Annotated in this window: 9 protein-coding genes and 1 riboswitch; of the genes, 4 read left to right on the forward strand and 5 right to left on the reverse strand. The window is 41.2% G+C overall.

What is annotated here, in order from left to right; all coding sequences use genetic code 11:
- The first annotated feature begins 65 nt into the window (after positions 1 to 65).
- On the forward strand, positions 66 to 713 hold the full coding sequence (locus E3D81_RS14775) for a carbonic anhydrase (protein WP_099366808.1): 648 nt from the start codon (positions 66 to 68) through the stop codon (positions 711 to 713).
- A 454-nt stretch (positions 714 to 1,167) separates the two neighbouring features.
- Here E3D81_RS14775 and E3D81_RS14780 read toward each other — a convergent pair whose 3' ends face one another.
- Positions 1,168 to 2,436: an FAD-dependent oxidoreductase gene (locus tag E3D81_RS14780; RefSeq protein WP_167554325.1), complete on the reverse strand. Its 1,269-nt coding sequence runs from the start codon at positions 2,434 to 2,436 to the stop codon at positions 1,168 to 1,170.
- 100 nt (positions 2,437 to 2,536) lie between these two features.
- Here E3D81_RS14780 and E3D81_RS14785 point away from each other — a divergent pair, with 100 nt between their 5' ends.
- Positions 2,537 to 4,210 (forward strand): glutamine--tRNA ligase/YqeY domain fusion protein, encoded by a 1,674-nt coding sequence (locus E3D81_RS14785; protein ID WP_134777995.1) that lies wholly within the window; start codon positions 2,537 to 2,539, stop codon positions 4,208 to 4,210.
- 106 nt (positions 4,211 to 4,316) lie between these two features.
- Here E3D81_RS14785 and E3D81_RS14790 read toward each other — a convergent pair whose 3' ends face one another.
- Positions 4,317 to 7,331: a DUF2723 domain-containing protein gene (locus E3D81_RS14790; protein ID WP_134777996.1), complete on the reverse strand. Its 3,015-nt coding sequence runs from the start codon at positions 7,329 to 7,331 to the stop codon at positions 4,317 to 4,319.
- Between the two features lie 471 nt (positions 7,332 to 7,802).
- Here E3D81_RS14790 and E3D81_RS14795 point away from each other — a divergent pair, with 471 nt between their 5' ends.
- On the forward strand, positions 7,803 to 8,171 hold the full coding sequence (locus E3D81_RS14795) for a hypothetical protein (protein ID WP_134777997.1): 369 nt from the start codon (positions 7,803 to 7,805) through the stop codon (positions 8,169 to 8,171).
- 51 nt (positions 8,172 to 8,222) lie between these two features.
- On the opposite strand, the gene metF is transcribed toward E3D81_RS14795, so the two are convergent.
- The 3 genes from metF to E3D81_RS14810 all read right to left on the reverse strand — a co-directional run bounded on the left by metF (position 8,223) and on the right by E3D81_RS14810 (position 10,540).
- A complete protein-coding gene (gene metF, locus E3D81_RS14800; RefSeq protein WP_099367258.1) occupies positions 8,223 to 9,179 on the reverse strand; it encodes a methylenetetrahydrofolate reductase [NAD(P)H] in 957 nt (318 codons plus the stop codon).
- A gap of 47 nt (positions 9,180 to 9,226) precedes the next feature.
- Positions 9,227 to 9,326, reverse strand: a riboswitch (SAM riboswitch).
- Positions 9,327 to 9,402: 76 nt separating this feature from the next.
- Positions 9,403 to 9,930: a ribosome maturation factor RimM gene (gene rimM, locus E3D81_RS14805; protein WP_134777998.1), complete on the reverse strand. Its 528-nt coding sequence runs from the start codon at positions 9,928 to 9,930 to the stop codon at positions 9,403 to 9,405.
- Between the two features lie 82 nt (positions 9,931 to 10,012).
- Positions 10,013 to 10,540 carry a 30S ribosomal protein S16 gene (locus E3D81_RS14810; protein WP_099367256.1) on the reverse strand — a complete coding sequence of 176 codons (528 nt, stop codon included), beginning with the start codon at positions 10,538 to 10,540 and terminating at the stop codon, positions 10,013 to 10,015.
- A 127-nt stretch (positions 10,541 to 10,667) separates the two neighbouring features.
- Here E3D81_RS14810 and E3D81_RS14815 point away from each other — a divergent pair, with 127 nt between their 5' ends.
- A complete protein-coding gene (locus E3D81_RS14815) occupies positions 10,668 to 14,030 on the forward strand; it encodes a UvrD-helicase domain-containing protein (protein ID WP_167554326.1) in 3,363 nt (1,120 codons plus the stop codon).
- The last annotated feature ends 1 nt before the right edge of the window (position 14,031 follow it).

A 14,031-nucleotide genomic window follows, 5' to 3' on the forward strand; every position in this document is an offset into this window, starting at 1 on the left:
AGAATAAAATAATTGCAGAAACTTGTATTGTTTCTTAATCGAACAACATATAAAAAATTAAAAAAATGAGCTTAAAAGAGTTAGAAATTGGTTTTAACAACATTATAGAAGGTAATAAAGACTGGATGGATTTCGTACAGAAAGACACAACAGGAAGATTTCAACAGTTAGCAAATGGACAAAACCCGGAGATTTTATGGATTGGTTGTGCGGATAGCCGTGTGCCAGCGAATGAATTGACAGGAAGAAAACCGGGCGAGGTGTTTGTACATCGTAATATTGCCAATATGTGTGTGCACTCGGATATGAGTATGTTAGCCGTTTTAGACTATGCTGTAAATGTATTGAAGGTAAAACATATCATTGTAGCTGGACACTATGGTTGTGGTGGAGTTGCCGCTTCTTTGAGTAGTCAGCAATATGGTATTATTGATAACTGGTTATGCCATATCAAGGATGTATACCGCTTGCACGCAGAAGAGATTGATGCGATCGAAGATCAAACCGAAAAGACCAATAAATTGGTGGAATTGAATGTGAAGGAGCAGGTATTGAATCTTTGCAGTACGTCCATTGTGCAGAACTCCTGGAAAAATGGCGCTGATCTAGCGATCCATGGAATGGTGATCAATATCGGTACTGGTCAATTGATCGATTTGGATACAACTTTTACCAGCAATGAATCGCTGGGTAAGGTGTTTAAGTATATGTAGGTTTTTAGATGATAGATGATAGATATTAGATGATAGACTTTGGCATGGTCTATTATCTAATGTCTATAATCTATTGTCTAATGTCTATAATCTATTATCTCTATTCAATAAAGACATCACGCCGTCATTGCGAGGAACGAAGCAATCTTTACCCATGTCATGGTGAGCGTAGTCGAACCATCTGTTCGTGTACCAATGCACAGATCCTTCGACTACGCTCAGGATGACAAAAAAGAAAGATTGCTTCGTCGTACCTCCTCGCAATGACGGCGTTCTCGCAATGACGGAATTCTTTCAATGACAGCATTCTTGCAATGACGACGTTCTTTCAATGAAAAGGTTCTTTCAATAGAAATGTTCTTTCAATAGAAATGTTCTTTCAATGAAGAAGTTCTTACGATGAAAAGGTTGTTACGATGACAGGGTCTATAATCTATCGTCTATTATCTATAATCTACTTAACAAAGCTTCCATCCAAATTAATTGCTTTCGCGAAAGCGGTAGAATACAGATCGGCCATTACAGCAAAATGATCTCTAGTTATTTTACTATCCAGATCAAACTCGCCTTCAAACTTCCGCCTACTTTTCCAATCTTTCTCCACTTGTCTTTCTACCTCATCTCCTTTAAAGGATACAAACTTGATCAAGCTGAATAAATCCCGCCAGGTCATATCCTCTTCCTTATAATTATCCAAGAACCATAGCTGGCTCCGGGTATAGATATCATTCAATACATCCTTTACATCTCCAAACTTCACAAAATCATCCCCTTTGAACATATACTTATCCCCTTCCACCTTTCCGAGAAAAAATCCCGATAAATAACTTTTCTGTATAGATCCATAATGCACATCCGTAGTCTTAACATCCTGGTAAGGATTCAATCTTGCCGAAAAACCTAACAACTCCGCCTGCAATTTCCGAATATCAATGGATTTTGTATCGGTCTTAAAGAAAGCTACGTATCCAGCTGTAGCCCCCAAAGCCTGCCCATAAGCTGCTCTAAACGCAATATTTTCTGGATCCGGATCCAATTCCCGCAAGAAACCAATATCAAAAAGATTCTCCTTTTCAAAGGTCAATAGATCTTTCAGCAATAAGACATACACCTCATCCTTCAGCTCTCCCACCGCCAATGTGGTCCTACTTGCTGCCAAACTCACTTCCTTCGCCCTCTGCAAACTGCTGGACATCCCTTCCTTCTTTGTTCCTTCAGCCTTTTTGAATAGCAATCCATCCTTGCTGGCATCAACCACAGAAAGCACCTGTATGCTCTGCCGATTGGCAAGTTGGATCTGCCATTCCCTTCTCTTCTTCTCCACATTCAAGATCTGCTGATCCCTAACAATAGTCAGATTGGGCAATTCCCTCAACATTTTCTCGATCGCATTTCGCGCCAATTGAGGATTGAAATCGGCTTTCACGGCCATCGCCAAAGAATCACTCTTGGTTTTGCTCATGCCCATCTCCATCAACAGATTCATCCAGATGCCCGCATCCAGATTTTCATTTTTAACCATCTTCAAAGTTTGGGAAGTGATCTCCGGGGCAATCTGCTCTTGATCCAATACCCATATCGTGGGAACACTCGATCTCGCCGCCTGCACAGCAGCAGTCAGTGCCGTAATATCCGAACCATAGACCAACATCTTCGGTTTTTCCCTTTTTTGGGCCATTAATGCAACAGGAAATATAATCAGGGTAAGTAGTAATAATCTCAAATTCATAATTGTTTAAATATACATCGAAAATACGTAAAATAGCGTTAAGTATTCGTTAATGGGATAACCAATATATCGTTGAAATACCTAACTTTGCTACATGTTAGAAGAAGAAAAATCCTTGAATTTTATTGAAGAGATTATTGAAGAAGATCTTCGTAATGGGAAGAATGACGGTCGTGTTTTGACCCGTTTCCCGCCGGAACCAAACGGCTATCTTCATATTGGACATGCTAAGTCGATCTGTCTGAACTTTGCTTTGGCACAGAAGTACAATGGTAAAACAAATCTTCGTTTTGATGACACCAATCCGGTTACGGAAGATGTGGAATACGTAGAGAGCATCAAAAAAGATATTCAATGGCTTGGCTTCCAATGGGCTGAGGAATTATATACTTCTGATTATTTTGATACCTTGTACCAATATGCCGTTGAGCTGATCAAAAATGGACTGGCATATGTGGATGATAGTTCAGCAGAGGAAATTGCAGCTGCAAAGGGAACTCCTACCGAACCAGGAACCCCTACGCCATACCGTAGTAGAAGTGTGGAAGAAAACCTAACGCTTTTTGAAGAAATGCGTGAAGGAAAATATAAAGATGGAGAGAAGGTATTACGTGCGAAGATAGATTTGGCAAGTCCGAACATGCACATGCGTGATCCGATCATTTACCGCATCAAACATGCCCACCACCACCGTACTGGTGATAAATGGTGTGTATATCCGATGTATGATTTTGCACATGGTCAATCGGACTCCATCGAAAAGATTACCCATTCCGTTTGTACATTGGAATTTATCCCTCACCGTCCGTTATACGATTGGTTGATCGATAGATTGGAAATATTCCCTTCCAAACAATATGAATTTGCGCGTTTGAACCTGACATATACCGTGATGAGCAAGCGTAAATTGTTGCAATTGGTGAATGAGAAATTCGTGGAAAGTTGGGATGACCCACGCATGCCTACGATCTCTGGTCTTCGCAGACGTGGTTATACCCCAGAAAGTATCCGTAATTTCTGCGAACGCATCGGTATTCAAAAGCGGGAAAACATGATCGATGTGAGTTTATTGGAATTCTGCATCCGCGAGGATTTGAATAAAACGGCCTGGAGAAGGATGGCTGTCCTTGATCCGATCAAATTGATCATCAGTAATTATCCGGAAGGTCAAGTTGAGGAACTGCATGGCGAGAACAACCCGGAAGTAGAAGGTGGCGAAGGCAGCAGAACGATCCCTTTTTCCAAAGAACTTTGGATCGAAAGAGAGGACTTTATGGAGGATGCACCTAAGAAATTCTTCCGTTTAGGACCTGGATTATCTGTTCGTTTAAAGCATGGATATATTGTAACCTGTTCCGGATTTAATAAAGATGAAAACGGGAATATCACAGAGGTAATCTGTGAATATCATCCGAATTCAAAATCAGGTGAAGACACTTCAGGCATGAAAGTGAAAGGAACTATACATTGGGTATCGGTCGCTCATGCGAAAGAAGCCGAGGTAAGACTTTACGATCGCTTGTTCCAGGACATCAATCCTGCCGCTGCTGAGGATTTCAAGGCATCCATTAATCCGGATAGTTTGCAAATTATTGAAAAAGCATACATCGAACCTGATTTAGCTAATGCAGAACCGGGTAAAGGATATCAGTTCATCAGATTGGGCTATTTTACCTTGGACAATAAGATCAGTACGCCAGAAAAACCAGTATTCAATAGAACCGTTGGGTTAAAAGACTCATGGGCTAAAGAGGTGAAAAAAGGCTAATAGATCTGCGTTCAAGAACGGTATTTATATTTTATCTTAAAAAAAAATCCTCTTCATGTAGTTGAAGAGGATTTTTTTATGGACAAATAGGGATGGGTTTAGAACATTACATCCAGACTGAATTATATTTATCTCCCATTCGTTTAACCTCTGCCAATAAGGATTCATCTTTGGCTGAGCCTAAAATTCCTTCGTAATTCTTTAAAGCTGCAAGCCCCAATTGAATCATATAGCCATCGGCACCTCCTAACGATCGCTTACTGATCAGCAATTGTTCATTCAACAATTCATCGATAGTCTGCAGGTTTCTTTTAGCCAGGCTATTCGCTTTCTCCAGCTCTTTAGTTTTGTACAAGGTATCCACCACCGTACCATTCAGGTAGGATAAGCGCATCGACCGGTTTACTTTTGGTTGGAAATCATAGGCCTTTAAGGCTAGATTTCTCGCATGCTCAAAGTTCTCTTGTTGCATGAGCTGGGCTATCCCTTGTTGGTACACATTGGAAAACACCCAATTCTCGTAAAACTTGTTCGAATCCGTATCGAAGTGGTCCAACGTGGAGATATCACTCCATTTGAATTTCTCCATCACATTGCTATACAGTTTTTCTGTATTGACCAAGGAGGTGTCATCTGCCGGCTGACCAACCTCTACAGGCATCAATTTCAACAACATCCCTTCGTTCGCCAAATACTTATCCATCCCCATAAAGATGGAATTGGGGCTCATGGTCGTGAAATAGATCGGACGCTCCCAGTTGTTCTCATTTAGGATAGACATGATGGCCAGTTCCGCCCTCGAAACGTAATTCTGTTTATAATCCCATTCCATGTATTCTGGAATGTAGCCTTCCCAAGATTTCGGAACGACCGAATTGGCCAGTACCGCTTCCTTATTGATCTTCAATCTCAATTTTTGGCTGGGTAGGACATTTTCAAAGGTACCGTCCTGTAATTGGACTTTGTTAGCCTGGTCATCAGAAAGCATAATGGCCAACATCTGGTCCAGATCCACGTGACCTTCGATTCCCATATCCAACACCCTTATGTAATCGCGGACTCCTTTCTTAACCTTATCAAAACCAAATCCTACAGGGATAGCCTTGGATTGGTTGATGTCCTGCATCGCCTGTTTTACATACCAATCCGATTGCAGGTACCCATGATTCAAGACCCTAACATCTGTTCTTACACCTTCCACCTCCTGTAAATACCATAAAGGGAAGGTGTCGTTATCGGAATAAGTAAACAATATGGCGTTCGGCTCGCAGGATTGCAGGGCATTATAAGCCATCTCTTTGGTCATCATACGTGCAGAACGGTCATGGTCATCCCAGTTTTGGGTAACCAATAAGATTGGTCCCAAGAACATACATAGCCCTGCTGTAGCAACGGTCAATTGCCTTGCTGGCAGTTTTACGCGTTGCTGTATAAATTCAAGGATGGCCAAGAAACCTAGGCCGATCCAAATCGAGAACACATAGAATGATCCGGCATAAGCATAATCCCTTTCCCGAGGTTGTAATGGCGATTGATTTAAATATAGAACTATCGCTAACCCTGTGAAAAAGAAGAGAAGACCTACAATAGCCGCATCCCTTTTACTTTTTTTCAATTGCCATAACAAACCTACCACCCCTAATATTAATGGAAGAAAGAAATAGGTGTTCCTGCTGGGATCCTGTTTAAAATACTCACTTAAATGAGCCTGTCCGGGAATTCGGAGATCATCGAGAAAGGAAATGCCTGAAATCCAATTTCCTGCATAGTATTCCCCCTGGCTTGGCTGATCATTTTGTCTTCCCACAAAATTCCACATGAAATAGCGGGAATACATATGACCAATCTGATACTGGAAGAAAAACTTCATATTATCAGCAAAGGTCGGACTTTCCCCTTCCCTTAACCCCAGATATGATCGATAGAATGCTTCATGATCTTTATGATATATTCTCGGGAACAGTACTTCCTTATCATATTCATAGGAATTTCTACCTCCAATTTTTGTATAAGTCTTAGCATCCTTTCTGTAGTTGCTCCCCTCTTCTTTGACACCAATTATTCGAGAATCAAAATTAGGACCTTTGAATAAAGGCTCCGATTGGTACTGCTCCCTGCTCAAATAGCCCAAAAAGGAGAATACATTATCAGGCGCATTATTGTTCAAGCTGATGTTGGTATGCGAACGTACCATCAATAAGCCGTAGGAGCCAAAGCCCATGTAGATAAAACCCAAGGAAAGCAAAGCCAAATTCAGGATGGGCTTAGATTTTTTAATCGAATAATATATTCCAAATACCAATCCGCCCGTTAATAGGGCGACAAAGAAGTAAATTCCGCTGCCAAATGGCATACCCAAGCCATTCACAAAAAACAGATCAAACTGGGCTGCAATCTTTACAGAATATTGGATCACACCCCAAAGGATCAAAGCCAGCACCAATACTCCCCAACCTAATGATTTTAGGATTCCCGACCATTTGACCTGTGGGGTCTTCCTGAAATAAATCAGCAACGCAATGGCAGGTATAGTCAATAAATTCAGCAAGTGTACCCCTATACTTAATCCCATCACATAGGCCAGAACCAACAACCATTTATTGGCATCTGGTTCATCCGCTCTTCTTTCCCATTTCAAAGCCAACCAGAATACGACGGCCGTACAAAGGGATGACATGGCATACACCTCGGATTCCACGGCAGAGTACCAAAAACTATCTGTAAAGCTATAGGCTAAAGCACCAATCAATCCTGCAGAAAAGATCTTTAGCTGATGGTCTTGGCTTACTTCTTCATAGCCACGAACCAATACTTTACGTGCAATGGCAGTGATCGTCCAGAATAGGAAAACAATAGTCAATCCGCTACAGACTGCAGAACCCACATTCATCCAGAATGCAATTTTTTCCGTATCCCCAAAAGCCAAATTGGAAAACAGGTTTTGAAGCATTAAGAATAAGGGAGCGCCGGGTTGATGTACAATTTCTAATTTATAGGCCGAGGCGATAAACTCGCCTGTATCCCACCAGCTGGAAGAATGTTCCGTTGTGAGGATGTATACCGTCGTTGCAATGATTCCACAGAGCCATCCTAGCAGGTTGTTGATCTTCGAGTAATTCATAATTATGGGCGTTAGTTAATTCAATCTAATGTAATAAGAATATAAAAATGAAATCACCTATTAACATAATTTAACAGCTAACCTGAAGAAATAAACGACGAATCAATAAGTTTAGGAATAGAATAGATGCTACATGTTATCAGGAATAGATGATACATCGAACAAAGGCATAAATGTTAAAATATGTTAAATTACAAATGTAAATTATCCGTAGAAACGCATAAATCCTGGGACAATAAACTTGGTTACCGGGTTGCTATAAAAAACCATAAGGAGAACAATAAGCTGAAATACAACTATTTAAAGTTAACAATATTAACAAAAACTAATGAAAATAAGTTAAGAAACAGCATTAAACCTTTAAACACCTTAACCAGTCATAAAATTAAATAACATTTGTGGAAATAATAAACAATATTCTTAACTTTAAATTCTAATAAATCACATAGAGTGACCATTAATAAACGTAAAATGAAAAAATTATTATCAATCGCATTTGCAGCTGCTTTGACAGTGGGTGTGGCATCTGCACAAGAAACTAAACCAGCAGAGCGTGATTACTTTATTGCTAAAAATGTAACGGAATCTATTGTCAAGTCATTGACTGAAAAATTAGCTTTGACAAAACCTCAGCAGGATTCCATTGCTAAGCATGTGTTAATTTCAGCAAAACAAGAAACTGATATTCTTGAGGCACAAGGCGTTGCGATTAAAACAAAAAGAGAACAACAAGAGGCAAATCTTAAAGCTAGAACAGCTAAAGTGAAAACCTTCTTAACAAAAGAGCAGCTTGATAAATGGGCTAAAATTAGTAAAGAAGAGGAAGAAGAAGAAAATTAAGATTTAAATCTTTAAAAATAAATGCCGATTGCATCCAATCGGCATTTATTTTTAAACCAGTTTTTCTACTATCTTTTTTGTCGGACCAGGATTACTCATGGTATAGAAATGCAGTACCGGAGCACCAAATTCGATCAGCTCCTTACATTGCTGCACCAGCCACTCTTCACCAACCTGCCTCACTTCGGCATTGGTTTTACAAGCATCCACCGCATCACTTAAATCCTCAGGGATATCCAAATGGAAGATCCTCGGCAGGGTGATCAATTGATTCTTCGTCGTCAGAGGTTTCAAACCGGGAATGATCGGCACATGGATATCATGCTCCCTACATTTCGTTACGAATTCTTTATATTTTTCGACATTAAAGAACATTTGGGTCACAATAAATTCAGCACCCATTTCCACTTTCTTTTTCAGCCACTTAAAATCGGTATTGAAGTTTGGTGCTTCAAAATGCTTTTCCGGATAACCGGCCACCCCTATACAGAAATCAGTTTTTTCTGAACTCCCAATATCTTCATGCAGGTATTGCCCGCGATTCATATCAGCTACCTGCTCCAACAGGTCGATGGCATAGGCATGTCCTTCTGGTGTAGGAATAAAATCAGAGTCGCCCTTACGCGCATCTCCACGTAACACCAATACATTATCGATCCCTAAAAAGTTAAGATCGATCAAGGCATTTTCTGTCTCTTCCTTCGTGAAACCACCACAGATCAGATGCGGAACCGCATCCACTTTATATTTACTCATGATTGCAGCACAGATGGCCACCGTGCCGGGACGTTTTCTATACGACACCCGTTCCAATAAACCGTTGGAATGTTGCTTATAGAGATAATCTTCCCGGTGGTAAGTAACATCAATAAACGGAGGTTTGAATTCCATCAATTCGTCCATGGTCTTGAAAATACTCTGTATCCCCTGTCCTTTTGCTGGCGGAAGCAATTCAAAGGAATACAAGGTCTTGCCATTCGCATTTTTAATGTGATCTACAATCTTCATATACTAAAATTAATGCTTAGAGAAAACACAGCGAGTACTGGTTCATCAGCTTATCTTTCCTGGTTAAAGGTAGAATGTAGCACCTTGACAAGTGTCAGGTTGCTAAGGCTTCAGCGGGTCTAGTCCCTCTGCCTTTCTCTATAAGCACCGCTAATATCGGTTTAAAATCTGAAAAGTAAAAATTATTTTAATGTTCCTGTACCTGTTAGGGTTTCCAGAACAATTATAGTTTTCTGTACAGATCGATCAGTCCTTCTGGAAGTTTCACTACGATCACTTCTTCTTCCGGATCCATACCAACGATCAGATCATCGTTCAATGGAAACAGCACCTCTTGTCCATCCATATCCACCGTGGCAATAAACTGCTGCGGCATTTCCTGCACATCCAAGATCTCTCCCAGCTCCCCATCCTTCTCATCGATCACCACATAGCCGATCAAATCGGAATATCGGAAATCATCCGGATCTCTTTCCGGCATTTTATCGTTAGGGAGATAGATCTTCTTACGCACCAGCGGTTGGGCCTTATCGATATGGTCCACATCCTCAAACCAAGCGTAGGCTGTACTGTTATTGTGCAACTTGACCTGATCCACGAAATAAGGAACCAACTTCTTATCAATTTCTACAAAGATGACATCCAGATCCAGGTCGGCATAATCCTCAAACTCAAAAAACAATTGGACCTCCCCTTTCAGACCGCGGGTCTTACTGATATATCCGATGTAAAAACATTGATCGATGTTCATTTTTTTTTCAATTAAGCCACAAAAATACAAAAAAAGCCGATCTAAAGTAGATCGGCTTTCATTTGAATAATGCTTTAAGGAACTATCCTTCAGTTTCTTCAGTGTTTTCAGTAGCTTCTTCCGCAACCTCTTCTGTTGTTTCTTCAGCAACAGGAGTGTTTTTAGCAGCGATAGCAGCAGCTCTGTCATCTTTTTTCTTCGCTTCAGCAGCTAAAGCAGCTTTTTTAGCTTCTTCTTTAGTTTTTGCTAAACCTGATTTTTTTCCTTCGATTTGAGCACCTTTACCTTCTAACCAGTTGTTGAAAAGTTCTTCTGCTTTAGTTTCGTCGAACGCACCTTTTTTCACACCACCTTGTAAGTGCTTTTTGTACAAAACACCTTTGTAAGAAAGGATAGCGCGAGCGGTGTCAGTAGGTTGTGCACCTTTATTCATCCAATCCAATGCTTTTTCGAAATCTAATACGATAGTTGCTGGGTTAGTGTTCGGGTTATAAGAACCGATACGCTCGATGAATTTACCATCACGTGGAGCACGTGCATCTGCTACTACTACGTGGTAAAAAGGTTTTCCTTTTTTACCATGTCTTTGCAATCTGATTTTAGTTGCCATGTTTTTTTTTATTTTATGTATTCAACATATCCCCCGTACTTCATGCAAGAAGGGACGCAAAGATAAAAACTTATTTCCAATAATAAAAGCAAACCGTTATATTCATCACATTAATCCACAACACCCTATGCAAGAAAAAGCACCCCTAAAAATAGTTAAAGCATCGGCAGGCTCCGGAAAGACATTCAGCCTGACCGTACATTACCTATCTTTATTGTTGGCCAAGGAAAGCAATTACCGCGAAATACTTGCTGTAACCTTTACCAACAAAGCAACCGCGGAAATGAAGGAAAGAATCCTCTCCGTGTTGCAGGGCTTAGCAACCGGAAATCCCGCTAGGAAAATCGAGGATTACCGACAGATATTATTGGAAGAACATCCCCAATGGGATGCACATGCCCTTCAGGAAAAAGCACAACGTATATACCGAAGGATCTTGCACGATTACTCCCACTTCTCTGTGAGTACCATCGATGGGTTCTCCCAAAAAGTCATCCGAAGCTTTACCTATGAATTGAATCTGGATGCCGGATATGCCATCGAAATGAACACCAATAAGGTAAAACGGGATCTGACCATCATGCTGAATCAGCTCTTGGATGAAAAACCCGAACTATTGGAATGGATCATTGCTTATGCGGAGCAAAAAATAGGAAACAATGAAAATTGGAACTATCGGAATCAATTGATGAGTCTGGCCGGTCTTATATTCAGTGAAAATTTCCAGGAATTTGATGGATACATACTTTCTGCGGATTCCAACCGTATTTTCAACCTCTTGAACAAAGAGGTCTCCGAAAAGACCAGCAACTTTCTAGACGCCTTAAGCGCTGCCATTGAACAGTTCAACCAAACCTACCGTAGCTTGGGCATAGACGAGTCCGAACTTGTGCAGAAGTCACGAAATAAGCTGGTCTCGGCCAGCAAGGTAAATCCAAATATCCATAAATTCTCCATTTCAGATCTTGATGAAAAGGTCTTCCAGAAATATGACACCTTGGTGCAAGAACCAGAAAAAATATTTGTTGACCAAGATAAAAATTACCGTACAGATTTGGTACAGGCCATGCAGCCTGCCTTGGATATCCTCATGGAATTACGAGGTATTTTCCCATCCTATATCGCCTATCATTCGGTTCAGGGGAATCTATATTTCCTTCGTTTATTAAAAGAGATGAGTGATCTCCTTAGTCAATGGCGGAAAGAAAATGGGGCGCAATTGATTTCTGATGCGCAGATTCTCCTGAACAAAATCGGAATTGATGACCAACAGGATCCTACCTTCATCTGGGAAAAGATCGGTAACCGGTTCAATTATTTCCTATTCGATGAATTCCAGGATACTTCCCGGATCCAATGGAAAAACTACAGCCCTTTATTGTTGAACGCCTTGGCCAATGCTACAGGCACCTTGAATGAGCACCTGATCGTAGGCGATGTCAAACAGAGCATCTACCGATGGCGGAATGGCGATTGGCGGATACTGTTGCAACAGGTGGAAAAACAGGTGGTCGACAATTTCCATCTTCAGCCGCAACAGCTTGAACAGTTTATCCATAACGGCACCCTACAGACCAACTTCCGCAGTCTGCCGAACATCATCAAACTGAATAACTACCTGTTCGATAAAATCCCCTCCTTATTGCAGGAGGTATTGAACAATAAGGTATTGGAGAGTCTTTCCGGCGATTCCTGGGCTTGGTGGCAGGAAACAGGCAACGATCAGATGTTGATTAAGGCCTATCAAGATACCGAGCAGCAGATTCCCGAACATCTTTTGGGGGATGATAACCCACAGGGCTCCATAGAAATCAATTATTTCCCTGTTGAGCATGGGCGATTCAGAAAGAACCAAGTTATGGATGCTTCTGTAGATACCCTATGCCAAAAGATCGGCGAGTGGATCAGCAGTGGTAGATACCAAGCAAAACAGATTGGGATCTTGTTGCGCAGCAATGCCCAAGCGCGGTTGCTGATCCAGGAACTGATGCGTTTTAAAAATGAAAAGCAGCTCGCATTCGAAGTGATTTCTGGAGATGCATTGACCCTGATATCCAACCATGCCGTAAATCTCTTGGTAGAAACCTTTCGCGCACTGGTTTTCCAATCGGAAAAACATGTTATCCATCTGGCCAATATGGCCTACCTATACCAATTGGCTATGGGCAACTCTGCCATCGATCCCAAAGCCTGGTTAACATTCAAGGCTAATCAGATCGAATCCTTGAATGGGGTTCTTCCTCAGCCATTGATTGAAAATTGGCTGGCCTTGCAGAAAATGCCTTTGGTCCATTTGACCGAAAAGCTGATCGAGATCTATCAGGTTGGACAAGAAAACAGCATACACCTTCCCTATTTATTGGCTTTCAAAGATATGGTCACCCAGTTTTCGAGCATGGGTGAACGGGGTATCCTCCAGTTTTTGGAATACTGGGACGAAGACGGCGAGAAGGCCGTGCTACCAGCAAACGGAAAGTTGGATGCCATCGAAGTCACCACCATTCATAAATCCAAAGGATTGGCTTATGATGTGGTCATGATCCCGTTCTGTTCCTGGAATCTGGATGGCATGAACAATGGCGATTTCTGGATCGATGTAATGGACAGCCCTTTCCAAGAGCTCGGAAAAATCCCTGTAAAATACAATGCCGCCTTAGGAAAATCCATTTTCTATAAGCAATATTTCGAGGAAATGCTCTTCAACTACATGGATGCCCTGAACACCTTCTATGTGGCAACCACCAGGGCAAAAGAACATTTATATATCTCAGCACCCCAATTTAAGGAGGCCGATGCCAAATCGGCCAACGTATTGAATGGGTTTGAAGTCAAAAATGAATACATCAGCGATCTATTGCTTCAAACATTAATGGATCCACAATCCATTTTTCCTTTGGAAGATAACCAAGTCAACATCCAGGAGATCATTCTGAAGAAAGATGATGGCGAAGATCAGGAAGAAAATAAACTGGCATTGACGAACTACCCGATATCGAAGGAATTGGATAGGGCACTGGATCGTTCCAGCAAACGGAGCATCAATAACATCCTGATGATGGAGGAAGCGGCGAGGTATGGGGTCCTTGCCCATGAAATCATCTCAGCCGTAGAAAAGGAGCAGGATATTGCGGACTTGGTCAGCCAATTTATCGAAGAGGGAATTATCGAAGAACATGCCCGTCCAGATCTGATGAAAGAGATCCAGGAAGTATGGCACCATCCCCAGATCAACCAATGGCTAACCCAGGACTATAAGGTTTGGAATGAAGCCAGTATTATTACCTCCGAAGGAAAAACCCTACGTCCGGACAAGGTATTCAGCAAGGATGGAGAAACCATTGTATTGGACTTTAAGTTCACCAAAGGCGATTATATCGAACATAAATACCAAGTAGGAACCTATATGGATGCCCTCAAAAATGTAGGTTACCCAGCGGTCAAAGGCTATTTATATTACGCCAAATCAAAAGAATTAGTAGAAGTAAATTAAA

It is taken from the genome of Sphingobacterium sp. CZ-2 (assembly GCF_004526235.1).
GTDB lineage: Bacteria > Bacteroidota > Bacteroidia > Sphingobacteriales > Sphingobacteriaceae > Sphingobacterium > Sphingobacterium tenebrionis.